Raw genomic sequence first — 15,975 nt, forward strand, 5'->3', positions numbered from 1 at the left:
GCCGCGGGGCCCCGGCGCGTTCAGCCCGCCGCCGGTCCGACCAGAGTGAAGACCGCGCCCTCCGGATCGGCGACCACGGCGCTGCGGCCCCGGGGCCCGTCGTGCGGCGCGCTCAGGACGCGTCCGCCCAACTCGGTCACCAGGGCCGCCGCCGCGTCCGTGTCGGCGGCCCGGAACGAGGTCATCCAGTGGGCGCCCCGGTCCGGCGGCAGCGCCCGCCCGACGCCGTGCAGGGCGCACACCGGCCCGTCGGCCAGGTGCAGCGTCAAGTAGTCGAAGTCCTCGGCGGGCCCCTGCTCCGGCCGGTGGCCGAAGACCACCTGGTAGAACTTGGCGACGGCGGAGGTCTCTCGGGTGACCAGCTCGTTCCACACGGGCGTGCCCGGCGGGCCGGTCAGCCGGGTGCCGAGGTGCGCGGCGGCCTGCCAGATGCCGAAGACCGCCCCGGCCGGGTCCGCGCAGAGCGCGATCCGACCGGCGTCCTCGGCGTCCAGCGGCCCCACCGCGACGGTCCCGCCGCAGCTGCGGATCAGCTCGGCCGTGGTGTCGGCATCGTCGGTGGCCAGGTACGTCGTCCAGGCGGTGGCCAGGTGGCGGTCGGGCGGCAACTGCCCGATGCCGGCCACCTCCCGGCCGTCCAGCCGGGCCCGTACGTACGGGCCCAGCTCGCCCGGGCCCGGGGCGTACTCCCAGCCGAAGAGGGCGGTGTAGAACTCCTTGGTCGCGGCCAGCCCGTGCACCATGAGGCTGACCCAGCACGGGGTGCCGGGCGTGCGGCGGATCGCCTGCTCGGTCATGGGCACGATGGTGGCACTCCGCGCCGTCGGCCGCGCCCCGGCCGCGCCCACTTTCGGGCGCCCGGCCAGAGATGACCGAATCGGTTCGGCCCGGTGATTTCGGCCCTGTTACGCGGGGAAGGGCCGCTGGAGGAGGATGGGCGCATGAACGCGATCCTTTCCGCCGCAGAGCTCGCGCACGAGCTGGCCGGTTCCCGGCCCCCGGTCCTCCTCGACGTCCGCTGGCAGTTGGGCGGCCCCGACCAGCGCCCCGCCTACGACTCCGGGCACCTGCCGGGCGCCGTCTTCGTCGACCTGGACCGCGAACTGGCTGGTCCGCCGGGGGCCGGCGGCCGGCATCCGCTGCCGGACCCCGAGGCCTTCGGGGCCGTGATGCGGCGGGCGGGAGTGCGCCGCGGGGAGCCGGTGGTCGTGTACGACGGCGGGCTGGGCTGGGCCGCCGCACGCGCCTGGTGGCTGTTGCGCTGGACGGGTCACGAGGAGGTCCGGGTCCTGGACGGGGGCCTGGCCGCGTGGCGGGCGGCGGGCGGGCCGGTGACCGCCGAGGTGCCGGCGCCGGCCGAAGGCGATTTCAAGCCAAGCCCGGGGGCGATGGGCCTGCTGGACGCGGACGGGGCGGCGGCGCTGGCCCGTTCGGGGGTGCTGCTGGACGCGCGGGCGGGGGAGCGGTACCGGGGTGAGGTCGAGCCGATCGATCCGGTCGGGGGGCACGTGCCGGGGGCCGTGTCGGCGCCGACGACGTCGAACGTGGGGGATGACGGGCTCTTCCTCCCCGCCGGGGAGTTGGCTTCGCGGTTCAGTGAGCTGGGGGCGGCTGCCGGTGGGGCGGCCGTCGGGGTGTACTGCGGGTCGGGGGTTTCCGGGGCGCACGAGGTGCTGGCGCTTGCCGTGGCGGGGGTGCGGGCGGCCCTTTACGCGGGCTCCTGGTCCGAGTGGTCTCGGGATCCGGGCCGGCCGGTTGCGACCGGGCCGCTGCCGGGCTGACGGCCGGTGGGGGTGCGGGTGGGGCCGCTGCGCGGAGCTGGTCCCCTCCCCGCCCTCCCCCAGACTCCGTCCGGGGGGACCCCCATCCCGAAACCGGGACGCTGCCCCGGACCCCGCGCCTCAATCGCCGGCGAGGCTGGAAATCCAGCCTCGCCGGCGATTGAGGCGACAGTTGCGGGGGCCGCTACTCCTGCTTCTTGCGCCTCGTGCCGAAGACGATTTCGTCCCAGCTGGGGACGGCGGCTCGGCGGCCGGGGCGGACGCCGTCGGCTTCGGCCTGGCGGTCGGTGGTGCCGGTCAGGCGCTCGCGGTGGCCGGCCACCGACCTCGGCATGAGGACGTCGGCGTACGCGGCGCCCGCCCCGGCCGAGGCGGCGGGGGCCGCCTCCTCCGAGGCGACGGCCGTCTCGGGCTCCTCCACGGGCGGGGCCGGCCGCTCCGGCACGACCAGGTCTCCGCGGAAACTGGGCACGGCCTCGAGCAGGCTGGTGAGCGAGTCGCGCTCCTCCTCCGGCTCCGGGGCCGGCGGGGCCGGCGCGATGGCCGGCATCTGCCGGTCCAGGGCGCGGTCCAGCGGCCGGTCGCGCGGCAGCCGCGCGATCCGGGGCACGAACGGGAAGCTCGGCTCGGGCGCCGGCAGGTCGTCGGACTCGCCGATCAGCGAACGCGCCTCGTCGTCGACGGCCTGGACGAGCCGCCGCGGCGGGTCGTAGCTCCAGCTCGCCGAGTGCGGCTCGCCCGCCACCCGGTAGACCAGCAGGACCTCCCAGGTGCCGTCGTCGCGGCGCCAGGAGTCCCACTGGACGGTGTCCTTCTCGGCACCGCGCAGGGACAGCCGCTCCTGGACGGCCTCGCCCAGCTGCGGTCCCGCGCTCTCGCCGGGGCGGCGTACGGGGGTCTTGCGGGCCCGCTCCGCCATGAAGGCGCGCTCGGCCAGCACGGGACCCTCGAAACGGCGCACCCGGTCGACGGGGATGCCGGCGAGCTGTGCGACCTCCTCCGCGGAGGCACCGGCACGTATCCGCGCCTGGATGTCCCGGGGGCGGAGGTGGGACTCCACCTCGATCTCGATCTGCCCGAGCCGCGCGCGGTCGTTGCGCACGGCGGCGCGCAGCCGCTCGTCGATCGGAAGGGTGAACTCCGTGCCGTCCGCAGCCTTGAGCACCAGTCGTGTGCCGTCATTCGAGACGGCCACGACACGCAGTTCGGGCATGGGGACCTCCCGGGTGGTGCCTGCCGACGTCACGTGCGTCGCTGCTTCCGCTAGTCGAGTGTGGCCTGCCCGGGTGCAGCCTGCCACAACCTTGCCGAGTTAAACCCGCGTGTCGGGCATGCGCCCTTGATCGCCGGTATGGCACGGTTGCCTGTTCGCCACTCATAGTGACGACTTGGTCACTCTGCGCAGCAGGCTCTCGTGCGATGCCTTGGCGTCGCCGGTTTCGAGCGCCGCTCCTTCGAGTAACCGGCCCCCTCTCCCGGGTCCGGTCATCCGAAAGGAAGCGCGGCCCCAGGGCTCGCCACAGTACTCCATTCGGGCCACCGGGGTGGACCGCCGCGCCGCCGAACTTGTCCTGCGGGTGGGGAGTTGAGGCGCTGGATTCCTTACGGGCGCCTGACGCGACGGGCGTTTTCGGGTGTCTTGGTTCACAGAATCCCGCTAAGTGGAACTATCGGCTTCGCCCACATGTCAGTAACTGCTGTAAGCGCCCGCGACGAAGGGCGGCGGAGGGACGTCAGAGGCTGGGCATGGGGCAGAAAACGGGCGCGCCGGGTGAGGCCGCACAGACCGCCGCGACCGGAGCGGCGACGGAGCCGACCGGGGCCGAAGGGGCCGCCGGGAAGCGGCTGGACCTGAGTATCACCCAAGTGGCGGGCAGTTCCCTCGCCACCATCGCGGCGGCCTATCTCGCCTCCAAGATGGGGGTGTACGGGACCATCCTCGGCGCCGGTGTGGTCAGCGTGGTGGCCACCGCCGGCGGGCCGGTCATCCAGCACTTCTTCAAGCGCACCGGCGAGACCATCCGCGAGGGCGGCGAGGCGGTCCGCCCGAAGGCCCGTCAGGTCCGGACGCCGCCGGCCCCGGCCCCCGGTCCGTACGAGGACGCCACCCGGATCCTCCCGGCGGCGGACCGGACGCAGTTGCTCCCGGCCGCCGATCCCGACCGGACCCGGTTGCTCCGCGCCGTCGACCCGACCGGGCGGCCGCCCGTGGCCGGCGAGGACTTCGGGGCGGCCTCGACGCACGGGACGCGGGTGCGGGGCTGGCGGGCCAAGGCGCTCGCGGCGGCGCTGGTGTTCGGCGTGTCCATGGGCGGGATCGCCGTGTACGAGCAGGTGTCCGGGAACACCAGCACCTTCGGCGGCGTCACCACCGGCGGTTCGCAGCACCGGCAGCAGGACCCCGCACCGGAGAAGGGCGAGCAGGACCGGCCGACGCCCGACGGCGGCGGCGCCACGCACCGGCAGGACCCGGGCCCGGACCCCTCCCGCTCCACCGGCGGGGACCCGACGCCCACGCCGGGCCCCTCGCACTCGACGGACCCGACGCCCTCGCCGAGCCCGTCGGACCCCACGCCCACCCCGACCCCGCCGACCCCGGAGCCCACCCCCACGCCGCACCGCTCGACGGGGGCCGACGGCGGCCCGGGCGCGGACGGGGGCACCCCGAAGGAGGGGAACGGCGCCACGGCCGGCACCGGCTGACGGTCAGTCGCCCAGCACCCGGCGCAGGTAGTCGTTGCCGAACAGCCGGTCCGGGTCCAGCCGGTCGCGCAGCGCGGTGAACTCCCCGAAGCGCGGGTAGACCCCGGCGAGGTACGCGGCGTCGCGGGTGTGCACCTTGCCCCAGTGCGGACGCCCGGCGTGCGCGGTGAAGATGCGCTCGGCCGCGGTGAAGTACTCGTGGTAGGGCGTGCCCTTGTACATGTGCACCGCGATGTACGCCGAGTCGCGTCCGGAGGCGGTGGACAGGGCGATGTCGTCCGCGGGAGCGGTGCGCACCTCCACGGGGAAGCTGATCCGCAGGTCGGAGCGGTCGACCAGGGTGCGCAGCTCCCGCAGGGCGTCGACCACGGCCGCGCGCGGCAGGGCGTACTCCATCTCGACGAAGCGGACCCGGCGCGGGCTGGTGAAGACCTTGTAGGGGATGTCCGTGTAGGTGCGGGCGGACAGCGCCTTGCTGGCGAGCCGGGCGATCGAGGGGATGGTGGCCGGGACCGTACGGCCCAGCGAACAGGCCGCCTGGAAGAGGCCGTTCGAGAGGAGTTCGTCCTCGATCCAGCCGCTGACCGCGCCGTTGGGGGCGGCCGGGCCGGTGCTGCGGTTGTTGCGCTTGGTGTTGCAGTTGCCGGTGTGCGGGAACCAGTAGAACTCGAAGTGCTCGTTCTCCGCCCAGTGCTGGTCGAACTCGGCGGTCACCCGCTCGAAGGCCATCGGCTCCTCGCGCGCGGTCAGCAGGAAGAGCGGTTCGACCGCGAAGGTGATCGAGGTGACGATGCCCAGGGCGCCGATGCCGACCCGGGCGGCCGCGAAGACCTCCGGGTTCTCCTTCTCCGAACAGGTGAGCAGCCGGCCGTCGGCGGTGACCAGCTCCAGGGCGCGGATCTGGGCGGCGATGGAGGCGGAGTCGCGGCCGGTGCCGTGGGTGCCGGTGCTGGTGGCGCCGGAGACCGTCTGCTCCATGATGTCGCCCATGTTGGTCAGCGAGAGTCCTTCGCGGGCCAGGGCGAGGTTGAGGTCCTTGAGGGCGGTGCCGGCCGCGACCGTGACGGTGCCCGCCTCGCGGTCGATGTGCCGGATGCCGCTCAGGGCCTGGGGGCGGACCAGCACGCCGTCGGTGGCCGCGGCGGAGGTGAAGGAGTGGCCGGTGCCGACCGCCTTGACCTTGAGGCCGTCGGCGGCGGCCCGCCGGACGGTCTCCCGGAGCTCGTCCACCGAGCGGGGCTCGGCCACCCGGACCGGCCGGGCGCTGACGTTGCCGGCCCAGTTACGCCACGTGCTGGGCGCCGCGGTCGTGGTCGTCTTCGTGCTGCTCTGCGTGCCCATCGGGTTCCTCCCCATGCGCCGGCCTGGTGAGCCGTCGATAACCCGCGAACGCCACCGCCGCCGCGGCGGCCCCTGCCGCGATCGGGACCACGTACGCCCGCTCCGCCCCGGCCGAGTCGATGACCCAGCCGGCGACCGACGAGCCCAGCGCGACGCCCACGGCGAGCCCGGTGCCGGTCCAGGTCATGCCTTCGGTCAGCTTCGCGCGCGGTACGTGCGCCTCGATCAAGGCCATGGTGGTGACCATCGTGGGTGCGATGGCGAGGCCCGCGACAAAGAGCGCCACGGCCAGAAACGGAAGGTTCCCGGCCAGTAGGAGGGGGATCATACTCACGGCCATCGCACAGATGCCCAGTACCCAGCGCACTTCCGTCCGGCCCTTGAGATGGAGCAGGCCGAAGAGGAGTCCGGCGATACAGGACCCCAGCGCCCAAACCGCCAGGACCAGGCTGGCCGCGGCCTTGTGGCCCTGCTCCTCGGCGAAGGCCACGGTCACCACGTCGATCGAGCCGAAGATCGCGCCGGTGGCGACGAAGGTGGCCACGAGCACCTGGAGGCCGGGGGAGCGCAGCGCCGAGCGCCGGTCCGCGCCGGGCTCGCGCGGGTGCGGGGCGGGCTCGGTGGCCCGCTGGGCGGTCAGCCAGAAGACGCCCACCAGCAGGAAGACGGCGGCGATCAGGGGGCCGGCCTCGGGGAACCAGGCGGTGGACAGGCCGATGGAGGCGATCGGCCCGACGATGAAGCAGACCTCGTCCATCACGGACTCGAAGGAGTAGGCCGTGTGCAGCTCCCGCGGGGAGTTGCGGTAGACGGCCGTCCAGCGGGCCCGCAGCATGGCGCCGACGCTGGGCACGCAGCCCGCCCCGGCGGTGCAGAGGAAGAGCACCCAGTCCGGCGCCCCGCGCTGGGCGGCTATCAGCAGCCCGGAGACGGCGGCCACCGATATGAGGGTGGCCGGCCGCAGCACCCGGCGCTGGCCGTACTGGTCCACCAGCCGCGAGACCTGGGGGCCGAGCGCCGCCGCGGACAGGGCGAGGGTGGCGGTCAGCGCGCCGGCCAGCCGGTAGCGGCCGGTCAGCTGGGAGACCATCGTCACGACGCCGATGCCGAGCATGGACAGGGGCATGCGCCCGAAGAATCCGGCCACGGTGAACGCGCGGGCGCCGGGGGTGGCGAAGATCGCGCGGTAGGGACTGGCCAAGGGGCGCTCCGTAAGGGACGTAGATGGCCACTACAGGTTACGGCCCGCCCTGCCGGTCCGCAGCGAATCATCCGAAAAGTTAGGTCGGGCGCACCTCCTCCGTACCGGCCCGGCGTCCAGGACCCGAGACCCGGGCGAGGCCGGTTACCGGCTGTCGGTGCCGGGTGGCAGGATTCGGGACATGCCAGACCAGCTCGCTCAGTCCGCGGCCGGCGCCGCGGCCCGCCCCGACGCCCGTCCCTACGACGCCCTGCTGCTGCTGTCCTTCGGCGGCCCCGAGGGGCCCGACGACGTGGTCCCCTTCCTGGAGAACGTCACCCGGGGCCGGGGCATCCCGCGCGAGCGCCTCAAGGAGGTCGGGCAGCACTACTTCGGCTTCGGCGGGGTCAGCCCGATCAACGAGCAGAACCGCCGGCTGCTCGACGCCCTGCGCAAGGACTTCGCCGGGCACGGCCTGGACCTGCCGGTCTACTGGGGCAACCGCAACTGGGCCCCGTACCTCACCGACGCCCTGCGCGAGCTGGCCGCCGACGGGCACCGCCGCGTCGCGGTGCTCACCACCAGCGCGTACGCCTCGTACTCCGGCTGCCGCCAGTACCGCGAGAACCTGGCCGACTCGCTGGCCGCGCTCACCGAGGAGGGGGTGGCGGTGCCCCGGGTCGACAAGCTGCGGCACTACTTCAACCACCCCGGCTTCGTCGGCCCGATGACCGACGGGGTCGTCGCGGCGCTGGAGGCGCTGCCGGAGGAGGTGCGCGCCGGCGCGCACCTGGCCTTCACCACCCACTCCATCCCGACCGCCGCGGCCGACGCCTCCGGACCGGTCGAGGAGCACACCACCGGCGGCGCGGGCGGGGCGTACGTCCGCCAGCACCTGGACGTGGCGCGGGTGATCGCCGCCGAGGTCGCCGCCCGCACCGGCCGGGAGCACCCCTGGAAGCTGGTCTACCAGTCCCGCAGCGGCGCCCCGCACATCCCCTGGCTGGAGCCGGACGTCTGCGACCACCTGGAGTCCCTGCACGCCGAGGGCGCGCCGGCCGCGGTGATGGTCCCGATCGGCTTCGTCTCGGACCACATGGAGGTCATGTACGACCTCGACACCGAGGCCACCGCCAAGGCGGCCGAGCTCGGCCTGCCGGTGGCCCGGTCCGCCACCGTCGGCGCGGACCCGCGGTTCGCCGCCGCCGTGCGCGAACTGCTCCTGGAGCGGGCCGCCGCCGAGCGCGGCGACGCGGTGGAGCGCTGCTGGGTCGGCACTCTGGGAGCCGGCCAGGACCTGTGCGCGGTGGGCTGCTGCCCGGCGCGCGCCCCGCGGCCGGCCGCCGCGGGCGAGGACAGCCCCTTCGCCTGACCGGGGCCCGTCCGTCCGTACGACCGGCCGGTCCGGGGTGCGTCCCCGGGCCGGCGAGCGCACCGCCGACCGCACCGCCGCCGAGGAGAGCCGTGACCGACCTGCTGAAGACCGAACTGCTGGGCCTCGCCCTGGAGGCCGCCCGGCAGGCCGGGGAGCTGCTGCGCGACGGCCGCCCCGCCGACCTCGGGGTGGCCGCCGTCAAGTCCAGCCCGATCGACGTGGTCACCGAGATGGACATCGCCGCCGAGAAGCTGATCACCGACTTCCTGGCCGCGCACCGGCCCGACGACGGCCTCCTCGGCGAGGAGGGCGCCAGCAGCGCGGGCACCAGCGGGGTCCGCTGGGTGGTCGACCCGCTCGACGGCACCGTGAACTACCTCTACGGCCTGCCCTCTTGGGCCGTCTCCATCGCCGCCGAGTACCACGGCGAGACCGTGGTCGGGGTGGTCGCGGCGCCCATGCGCGGCGAGACGTACCACGCCGTGCTCGGCGAGGGGGCCTGGCTGGCCGGCGGCGGGCCGCTGCGCTGCCGGGCCGCCGCGCCGCTCGACCAGGCGCTGGTGGCCACCGGCTTCAACTACGTCCAGACCGTCCGGGCGCACCAGGCGGACGTGGCGCAGCGGTTGATCCCCCGGGTCCGCGACATCCGGCGCGGCGGTTCGGCGGCCGTGGACCTGTGCGACGTGGCGGCCGGCCGGCTGGACGCCTACTACGAACGCGGGCTGCACCCCTGGGACCTGGCGGCCGGTGACCTGATCGCCCGCGAGGCGGGCGCGCTGACCGGTGGGCGCCCCGGTTCGCCGCCCTCGGGCGAACTGGTCCTGGCGGCCACCCCGGCGGTCTTCGGGCCGCTCGGCGCACTGCTCGACGAGGCCGGGGCCTGGCACGACTGACCCCGCGCCGGGCCCCGGAGGGCGTCCGCCCCGCGCTTCCCCGGGGGCGGAGGAGAGGATTCACGGGCCTTGCGAGGTTTCTGGGTTGCGGGGGGCGGGGATGAGGGGGCTACACACCCTCGATCACCCCTCGACCGCGGCGTGCTGCGTGTCACGGGGGGATCGGCACACCCCCGTGCCACCGACCCCGACCCACGAAGAGGGGGCGCACCATGGACGCATTCACCGCAGGTCTTCTGCAGCGCATCAGGACCACGGAGACCGACCTCACGCGGGCCCGCGAGACGGGCGACGACTTCCTGGCGGAAGTCGAGCTGGCAGAGCTGGAGGACCTGCACCGGCTGGCCGCCGAGCACGGAGTGAGGCTGACCGCGGCATAGCGCGCACGCGGCGCGAGGGCGTCTCCGTGCAGGAGGCGGCCGAGGCGCCCAGCGGCGGCCGGTGGGGCCCCGGCATCCGATCAGGGTGCCGGGGCCCCGCCGTGTCCGGGGGAGCCTCCTGGCCGCCGTCCGGGGCCGTCCCGGGGCCCTTCTGCCGCCGCCGGCCCCCTCAGCAGCGCCTTACAGCCGGTTTACCGGAGAAAAGGGCAGGATGGACGGGCAACAAGACCCTGGCCCGCCCCCGGGCCCATGAGGAAGGAAACGACGTGCGCGTACTCGTCGTCGAGGACGAGCAGCTGCTCGCCGATGCGGTGGCCACCGGACTGCGCCGGGAGGCCATGGCCGTGGACGTCGTGTACGACGGCGCGGCGGCCCTGGAGCGCGTGGGCGTCAACGACTACGACGTGGTCGTGCTCGACCGGGACCTCCCCCTCGTGCACGGCGACGACGTCTGCCGCAAGATCGTCGAGCTCGGCATGCCCACCCGCGTGCTCATGCTGACCGCCTCCGGCGACGTCAGCGACCGGGTGGAGGGCCTGGAGCTCGGCGCGGACGACTACCTGCCCAAGCCCTTCGCCTTCACCGAGCTGACCGCCCGCGTGCGCGCCCTGGGGCGGCGCACGACCGTGGCGCTGCCGCCGGTGCTGGAGCGGGCCGGCATCAAGCTGGACCCCAACCGCCGCGAGGTGTTCCGGGACGGCCGGGAGGTGCAGCTGGCGCCCAAGGAGTTCGCGGTGCTGGAGGTCCTGATGCGCAGCGAGGGCACGGTCGTCTCGGCCGAGCAGCTGCTCGAGAAGGCCTGGGACGAGAACACCGACCCCTTCACCAACGTGGTGCGGGTGACCGTCATGACCCTGCGGCGCAAGCTCGGTGAACCGCCGGTCATCGTGACCGTGCCGGGCTCCGGCTACCGGATCTGACGCCGGTGGCCACGACCCCGCCACCACCGGCGGCACCACCGAAACCCACCTGGGACCCCGGCCCGCCCGAGGGTCCCTTCCCTTGGCTCAGGCCGACGATCCGGATACGTCTGACGCTGCTCTACGGCGGCATGTTCCTGATCGCCGGCATCCTGCTGCTCTCGATCATCTACCTGCTCGCCGCCCAGGCGCTGCACGGCGGCAGCTCGCCGCCGTTCAAGATCGTGGGCGGCACCAACGTCCAGGTGACCAGCGCGACCTGCCCCGGCGTGGGCGGCAACCAGACCCTCGACCAGTTCAACCAGGCCATCGCGGCCTGCATGGACCACCAGAAGAAGCGCGCCCTGGACGACCTCCTGAGCCGCTCCCTGATGGCCCTGCTGGGGCTGAGCATCATCGCGTTCGCCTTCGGGTACGCGATGGCCGGCCGGGTGCTTTCCCCGCTCGGGAAGATCACCCGGACCGCCCAGCGGGTGGTCGGCTCCGACCTGAGCCGGCGGATCGAGCTGGACGGCCCGGACGACGAGCTCAAGGAGCTGGCCGACACCTTCGACGAGATGCTGGAGCGCCTGGAGCGGGCCTTCACCGCCCAGCAGCGGTTCGTCGGGAACGCCTCCCACGAGCTGCGCACGCCGCTGGCCATCAACCGGACCCTGCTGGAGGTGCACCTCTCCGACCCCGGGGCGCCGGTGGAGCTCCAGCAGCTCGGCAAGACGCTGCTGGCGACCAACGAGCGCAGCGAGCAGCTGGTGGAGGGCCTGCTGCTGCTGGCCCGGAGCGACAACCAGCTGGTGGAGCGCAAGCCGGTGGACCTGGCGGAGGTGGCCTCGCGCGCCCTCGACCAGGCGCGCGCCGAGGCCGAGGCCAAGGGCGTGGAGATCCGCGGGGAGCGGGCGCTGGCGGTCGTCCAGGGCAACGGCGTCCTGCTCGAGCGGATCGCCCTCAACCTGGTCCAGAACGCCGTCCGGTACAACGTCCCCGAGGGCGGCTGGGTGGAGGTCACCACCGAGGCTCAGCACGGCCAGGCGGTGCTCGTGGTGTCGAACACGGGTCCCGTGGTTCCCGCATACGAGATCGACAATCTCTTCGAACCGTTCCGGCGGCTGCGGACCGAGCGGACGGGCAGTGACAAGGGCGTCGGCCTGGGTCTCTCCATCGCGCGCTCGGTGGCCCGGGCGCACGGCGGCCGGATCCACGCGGAGCCCAGAGAGGGCGGTGGCCTCGTGATGCGTGTCACGCTGCCGATCTGATCCCCGGAGAGCCTGTTCGCTATGGGCGAAATTGCCGGGGGTTGTCCCCGGCGGGTTCTTGTGTGATCGATCACAGTGCCGTGTGGCCGCCCCTGTACGTACCGTCACCCCAAGAGGTGCCGAAAGCCCGGGAAAGTCCGGGTTTCCGGCACCCTGAAAGGCGGGAATCACACGGGGTGGCACCGATGCGGCACACCCCCGGGACCGTGTACGGTCCCGCTCGACATCCCCGCCGATCGCTCCTTCAGGCGTGCGGCTGGGTGTCGATTGAGTAACAGACCTTGATGTGAGGCAAAATCTCCGCCTCAGGTCGGGCACAAGTCCGGCCTCTCGCGCGTTACGTGCGCTGAGACACCGCTAACACCCAGAGGGGGAGAGCGAACTATGGCAACGGACTACGACACCCCACGCAAGACCGACGACGACGTCGACAGTGACAGCATCGAAGAGCTGAAGGCTCGGCGCAGCGACAAGTCTTCGTCCTCGGTCGACGTGGACGACTTTGACGCCGCGGAGGGCCTGGAGCTCCCGGGCGCGGACCTTTCCAACGAAGAGCTCGCCGTCCGGGTGCTGCCCAAGCAGGCTGACGAGTTCACCTGCATGAGCTGCTTCCTGGTCCACCACCGCAGCCAGCTGGCGCGTGAGAAGAACGGCCAGCCGATCTGCCGCGACTGCGACTGACAGCCGCCGTGGCAGGCTCGACGCCGTCGCGGAAGCGACGCTTCCGTAAGCCGCAGGGTCCAGCGGAGGCGTACGAGGGAGGCACCGACCCGGAAACGGGCGCCCTGACTCCCGCCGTACCCTCCGCCCCGCTGCCGGCTGCCGGCGCGGCGGCCGGTGATGGGCCCCGGCAGCCGACCGGGGCTCGCCGCCTGCAGGCCGTCAAGGACGGCGTGCGCAAGGGCGGCGTGGGCGCCCGGGCGGCCCTGGGCTACCTGGTCGACCGGATCATCGAGAACGCCCCCAGAGTGCCCGTACGGGACCTCGCGACCCTGCGCGCGCAGTTCCCGGGGTTGGGCCCCGATCAGCTTGCCGACAAGCTGATCGCGGGAGCCGCCAACGCCACCTCGACGGTCGGCGCGGGCGTCGGAGCGGCGGCCATGCTGCCGGTGCCGCCCGCCATGCCGGCCGAGCTCGCGGCCGAGATCACCGGGGTCGCTGCCATCGAGTTCAAGCTCGTCGCGGAACTCCACGAGGTCTACGGCCTGCGCCCGCCGGGCTCGCTCAAGGAGCGCAGCCTGGCCTACCTCGGCGCCTGGACCGAGGAGCGCGGCATCGACCTGACCAAGCCCACCACGCTCAACGCGGCGCTGGGCGGTCAGATGAAGCGCGAACTGCGCCAACAGATCATGAAGCGCATGGTGCGCAACCTCCCCAACCTGCTGCCGTTCATGGTCGGCGCCACCGTCGGCGCCGTGATGAACCGGCGCGACACCCGCAAGCTGGCCGAGAAGGTCCGCGCCGACCTGCGCCGCCGTGCGGTGCCGTGGGCCGCGCTGGAGGGGCTGCCGCCGCTGGAGCAGCACCCGCGGCCGCTGCCGCCGCCGGGCCACAACCCGCACGCGCTGGGGCCGGGTACCGAGGGCTGAGACCCGTACCGGCCCCGTCCGCCGCGCCCGCGGGCGCAGTGCCCTACGCCGCCTGCTGCGCGGCCTTCAGGGCCGCTACCAGGGCCGCCGGCTCGCGGGTGGACAGGTAGACGTACGGCGTCGGGTCGGCCGGGTCGGTGACCGGGATCCGGACCGCCGTCGGCACGTAGCTGCGCATCAGCATGTACGCCCGCGGATCGGCCTTGTGCGTCCGCCAGGCCCGGGCCTCCTCGGCGTCCAGCACCTCGGGGTCGCCCAGGGCGGTCACCGGGATGCTGGCCTCGCCGGCGGCCAGCTTGCCGCCGACCACGCGCACGCGCGCGGACCCGTACGAACTCACCAGCACCCCGGCCAGGGCGGCGCCGACGACCAGTCCGGCCAGCGCCGGCGCGGCCCCCAGCGGGAGCATGATCAGTGCCCCGGCGAGGCCGACCAGGACGGCGATCGCCCACCAGGAGCGGGGGGCGGTCAGGCGTTCGTCGTGGTGCGAGGCGGAGAGCTGCATGACCCCAAGCTTGGCACGGGGCGACCGCCGGGTAGCCGCGCGGGTAAGGTCTGCGCCTGTGAGTGGACGAAACACAGCGTTGACGCCCCCGGCCGATGCCGCCGTGCCGGTGCGGCATCCCGATGCCCCGGCCCCCGGCGAGCTGCTCGGTGCGCACTACGGCCACTGTTTCGGCTGCGGGGAGGGCCAGCCGCACGGACTCCACCTGGCGGCCCGGGCCGGCGAGGGCGTGCGCGTCACCGCCGAGTTCACCGTCAAGGCCGCCCACCAGGGCGCACCGGGCCTCGCGCACGGCGGGGTGCTGGCCACCGCGCTCGACGAGACCCTCGGCTCGCTGAACTGGCTGCTGCGGGTGATCGCGGTGACCGGCCGGCTGGAGACCGACTTCGTGCGTCCGGTACCGGTGGACACCGTGCTGTACCTCGAGGCCGAGGTGACGGCGGTGGCCGGGCGGAAGATCTACTCCACCGCCGTGGGCCGGATAGGCGGCCCCGAGGGGCCCGTCGCCGTCCGTGCCGACGCGCTCTTCATCGAGGTCAAGGTCGACCACTTCATCGAGAACGGTCGGCCCGAGGAGATCCGGGCGGCGATGTCCGACCCGGACCAGGTCAGGCGCGCCCGCGCCTTCGAGGTGAACCCCTGATGTCCCAGAACCACGCGCCCGTCGACGTGCTGATCAAGCTCGTCGACCCCGAGGTGCCCGTTCCCGCGTACGGTCACCCCGGTGACGCGGGCTGCGACCTCGTCACCACCCAGGCCGCGGAGCTCGCCCCCGGCGAGCGCACCGTGCTGCCCACCGGCGTGTCGATCGCCCTGCCGGACGGGTACGCGGCCTTCGTGCATCCGCGCTCCGGCCTGGCGGCCCGGTGCGGGCTCGCCCTCGTGAATGCCCCAGGGACGGTGGATGCCGGGTACCGTGGGGAGATCAAGGTGATTGTGGTCAACCTCGACCCCCGCGAAAGCGTCCGGTTCGAGCGCTTCGACCGCATTGCCCAACTGGTCGTCCAGCGGGTCGAGAGGGTGCGCTTCCACGAGGTGGCGGAACTTCCCGGCTCGGCACGTGCCGAGGGGGGTTTCGGATCCACGGGCGGGCATGCCGCCGTGGCCGGATCCGGCGCTGGGCAGCAGGGTGGGAATGGCTACGCTTCGGTCGTATCCGACCGGGAAGGACAGTGACGTGTTCGGACGTCGCAAGAAGAGCAGCGCCGCCGAGAGTGTGGCGGGCGAGGCCGAGCAGGTCGTCGACGGCGTCGGTGGCGAGGAGCCGGACGCCGATCAGCTCGCCGGCTTGACCACGGGCGAGCAGCGCCGGGTGAACCTGCCGCCGGCCCCGCGGCCGGACGGCCCCTGGGACGTCTCCGAGGTGGGTGACCCCACCGAGGGCCGCGTCGACCTCGGCGGCATCTTCGTGCCGGGGGTCGAGGGCATGGAGCTGCGGGTGGAGGTGGCCGGTGACGCGATCGTCGCCGCCACGGTGGTGCTGCGCGACAGCGCCATCCAGCTGCAGGCCTTCGCCGCCCCCAAGAAGGAGGGCATCTGGGGCGAGGTCCGCGAGGAGATCGCCTCCGGCATCACCCAGCAGGGCGGTGTCATCGACGAGGTCGAGGGCCCGCTGGGCTGGGAGCTGCGCGCGCAGGTCCCGGTACAGCTGCCGGACGGCACCGGCGGCGTCCAGCTGGTGCGCTTCGTCGGCGTCGACGGGCCCCGCTGGTTCCTGCGCGGTGTGATCTCCGGGCAGGGCGCGGTGCAGCCCGAGGCCGCGGGCCTGCTGGAGCAGATCTTCCGGGACACCGTCGTGACCCGCGGCGAGGGTCCGATGGCCCCGCGCGACCCGATCGTCCTCAAGCTGCCCAACGACGCCCAGATGGTGCCGGACGGCGTGCAGACCGAGGACGCCGAGGGCTCCCGCTTCTCCGGCGGGATGGGCCAGCTCGAGCGCGGGCCCGAGATCACCGAGGTGCGCTGACCCGCACCGACCGGTTCAGGTCAGTCGAGGCCGGTGGGCCGCACCCCTTTCCGAGGGGTGCGGCCCACCGGCCTTTTCGCCGTCCCGGCGGT

17 protein-coding genes are annotated in these 15,975 nt (G+C 73.8%); 12 read left to right on the forward strand and 5 right to left on the reverse strand.

Annotated elements, in window-relative coordinates; translation table 11 throughout:
- Window positions 1-20: 20 nt before the first annotated feature.
- Entirely contained in the window at window positions 21-797 is a 777-nt protein-coding gene (locus AB0O40_RS12705) for a VOC family protein (RefSeq protein ID WP_365039150.1), read from the reverse strand.
- Between the two features lie 144 nt (window positions 798-941).
- Between AB0O40_RS12705 and AB0O40_RS12710 the strand changes: the two genes are divergently transcribed.
- Window positions 942-1,781: a sulfurtransferase gene (locus AB0O40_RS12710; RefSeq protein ID WP_365039153.1), complete on the forward strand. Its 840-nt coding sequence runs from the start codon at window positions 942-944 to the stop codon at window positions 1,779-1,781.
- Window positions 1,782-1,965: 184 nt separating this feature from the next.
- Here AB0O40_RS12710 and sepH read toward each other — a convergent pair whose 3' ends face one another.
- Window positions 1,966-2,994: a septation protein SepH gene (gene sepH / locus AB0O40_RS12715; RefSeq protein ID WP_365039156.1), complete on the reverse strand. Its 1,029-nt coding sequence runs from the start codon at window positions 2,992-2,994 to the stop codon at window positions 1,966-1,968.
- 653 nt (window positions 2,995-3,647) lie between these two features.
- On the opposite strand from sepH, the gene AB0O40_RS12720 reads away from it, so the two are divergent.
- Entirely contained in the window at window positions 3,648-4,484 is an 837-nt protein-coding gene (locus AB0O40_RS12720) for a hypothetical protein (protein ID WP_365039159.1), read from the forward strand.
- A gap of 3 nt (window positions 4,485-4,487) precedes the next feature.
- On the opposite strand, the gene AB0O40_RS12725 is transcribed toward AB0O40_RS12720, so the two are convergent.
- Both AB0O40_RS12725 and AB0O40_RS12730 read right to left on the reverse strand, forming a co-directional pair.
- Window positions 4,488-5,825 carry a D-arabinono-1,4-lactone oxidase gene (locus AB0O40_RS12725; protein WP_365039162.1) on the reverse strand — a complete coding sequence of 446 codons (1,338 nt, stop codon included), beginning with the start codon at window positions 5,823-5,825 and terminating at the stop codon, window positions 4,488-4,490.
- Entirely contained in the window at window positions 5,767-7,026 is a 1,260-nt protein-coding gene (locus AB0O40_RS12730) for an MFS transporter (protein ID WP_365039165.1), read from the reverse strand. The genes AB0O40_RS12725 and AB0O40_RS12730 overlap by 59 nt, the downstream gene beginning before the upstream one ends.
- Window positions 7,027-7,207: 181 nt before the next feature.
- Here AB0O40_RS12730 and AB0O40_RS12735 point away from each other — a divergent pair, with 181 nt between their 5' ends.
- The 7 genes from AB0O40_RS12735 to AB0O40_RS12765 all read left to right on the forward strand — a co-directional run bounded on the left by AB0O40_RS12735 (window position 7,208) and on the right by AB0O40_RS12765 (window position 13,412).
- Window positions 7,208-8,377, forward strand: a complete 1,170-nt coding sequence (locus AB0O40_RS12735) for a ferrochelatase (protein WP_365039168.1) — start codon at window positions 7,208-7,210, stop codon at window positions 8,375-8,377.
- Between the two features lie 92 nt (window positions 8,378-8,469).
- A complete protein-coding gene (locus AB0O40_RS12740; RefSeq protein WP_365039171.1) occupies window positions 8,470-9,273 on the forward strand; it encodes an inositol monophosphatase family protein in 804 nt (267 codons plus the stop codon).
- 212 nt (window positions 9,274-9,485) lie between these two features.
- Window positions 9,486-9,653 (forward strand): hypothetical protein, encoded by a 168-nt coding sequence (locus AB0O40_RS12745; RefSeq protein ID WP_365039174.1) that lies wholly within the window; start codon window positions 9,486-9,488, stop codon window positions 9,651-9,653.
- 266 nt (window positions 9,654-9,919) lie between these two features.
- The gene (locus tag AB0O40_RS12750; RefSeq protein ID WP_281206972.1) at window positions 9,920-10,573 is read left to right on the forward strand and encodes a response regulator transcription factor; all 654 of its coding nucleotides are present in this window, start codon (window positions 9,920-9,922) and stop codon (window positions 10,571-10,573) included.
- A gap of 5 nt (window positions 10,574-10,578) precedes the next feature.
- The gene (locus AB0O40_RS12755) at window positions 10,579-11,823 is read left to right on the forward strand and encodes a HAMP domain-containing sensor histidine kinase (protein ID WP_365039177.1); all 1,245 of its coding nucleotides are present in this window, start codon (window positions 10,579-10,581) and stop codon (window positions 11,821-11,823) included.
- Window positions 11,824-12,207: 384 nt separating this feature from the next.
- On the forward strand, window positions 12,208-12,504 hold the full coding sequence (locus tag AB0O40_RS12760) for a DUF4193 domain-containing protein (RefSeq protein WP_365039180.1): 297 nt from the start codon (window positions 12,208-12,210) through the stop codon (window positions 12,502-12,504).
- An 8-nt stretch (window positions 12,505-12,512) separates the two neighbouring features.
- Window positions 12,513-13,412: a hypothetical protein gene (locus tag AB0O40_RS12765; protein ID WP_365039183.1), complete on the forward strand. Its 900-nt coding sequence runs from the start codon at window positions 12,513-12,515 to the stop codon at window positions 13,410-13,412.
- A gap of 43 nt (window positions 13,413-13,455) precedes the next feature.
- Here AB0O40_RS12765 and AB0O40_RS12770 read toward each other — a convergent pair whose 3' ends face one another.
- Window positions 13,456-13,917: a DUF3093 domain-containing protein gene (locus tag AB0O40_RS12770; protein ID WP_365039186.1), complete on the reverse strand. Its 462-nt coding sequence runs from the start codon at window positions 13,915-13,917 to the stop codon at window positions 13,456-13,458.
- Between the two features lie 58 nt (window positions 13,918-13,975).
- Between AB0O40_RS12770 and AB0O40_RS12775 the strand changes: the two genes are divergently transcribed.
- The 3 genes from AB0O40_RS12775 to AB0O40_RS12785 are packed head-to-tail and all read left to right on the forward strand — an operon-like array spanning window position 13,976 to window position 15,883.
- Window positions 13,976-14,560 carry a PaaI family thioesterase gene (locus AB0O40_RS12775; RefSeq protein ID WP_365039189.1) on the forward strand — a complete coding sequence of 195 codons (585 nt, stop codon included), beginning with the start codon at window positions 13,976-13,978 and terminating at the stop codon, window positions 14,558-14,560.
- Entirely contained in the window at window positions 14,560-15,093 is a 534-nt protein-coding gene (gene dut, locus AB0O40_RS12780) for a dUTP diphosphatase (protein ID WP_365039192.1), read from the forward strand. Before AB0O40_RS12775 ends, dut begins: the two co-directional genes overlap by 1 nt.
- 1 nt (window position 15,094) lies before the next feature.
- The gene (locus tag AB0O40_RS12785; RefSeq protein WP_365039195.1) at window positions 15,095-15,883 is read left to right on the forward strand and encodes a DUF3710 domain-containing protein; all 789 of its coding nucleotides are present in this window, start codon (window positions 15,095-15,097) and stop codon (window positions 15,881-15,883) included.
- Window positions 15,884-15,975: the final 92 nt, after the last annotated feature.

The organism is Streptomyces sp. NPDC089919 (assembly GCF_040684615.1).
Lineage (GTDB): Bacteria > Actinomycetota > Actinomycetes > Streptomycetales > Streptomycetaceae > Streptomyces.

Coding starts and splice junctions, on each gene's coding strand:
- AB0O40_RS12705 (WP_365039150.1), bottom strand. CDS start 797: ATGACCGAGCAGGCGATCCGCCGCACGCCCGGCACCCCGTGCTGGGTC.
- AB0O40_RS12710 (WP_365039153.1), top strand. CDS start 942: ATGAACGCGATCCTTTCCGCCGCAGAGCTCGCGCACGAGCTGGCCGGT.
- sepH (WP_365039156.1), bottom strand. CDS start 2,994: ATGCCCGAACTGCGTGTCGTGGCCGTCTCGAATGACGGCACACGACTG.
- AB0O40_RS12725 (WP_365039162.1), bottom strand. CDS start 5,825: ATGGGCACGCAGAGCAGCACGAAGACGACCACGACCGCGGCGCCCAGC.
- AB0O40_RS12735 (WP_365039168.1), top strand. CDS start 7,208: ATGCCAGACCAGCTCGCTCAGTCCGCGGCCGGCGCCGCGGCCCGCCCC.
- AB0O40_RS12745 (WP_365039174.1), top strand. CDS start 9,486: ATGGACGCATTCACCGCAGGTCTTCTGCAGCGCATCAGGACCACGGAG.
- AB0O40_RS12760 (WP_365039180.1), top strand. CDS start 12,208: ATGGCAACGGACTACGACACCCCACGCAAGACCGACGACGACGTCGAC.
- AB0O40_RS12770 (WP_365039186.1), bottom strand. CDS start 13,917: ATGCAGCTCTCCGCCTCGCACCACGACGAACGCCTGACCGCCCCCCGC.
- dut (WP_365039192.1), top strand. CDS start 14,560: ATGTCCCAGAACCACGCGCCCGTCGACGTGCTGATCAAGCTCGTCGAC.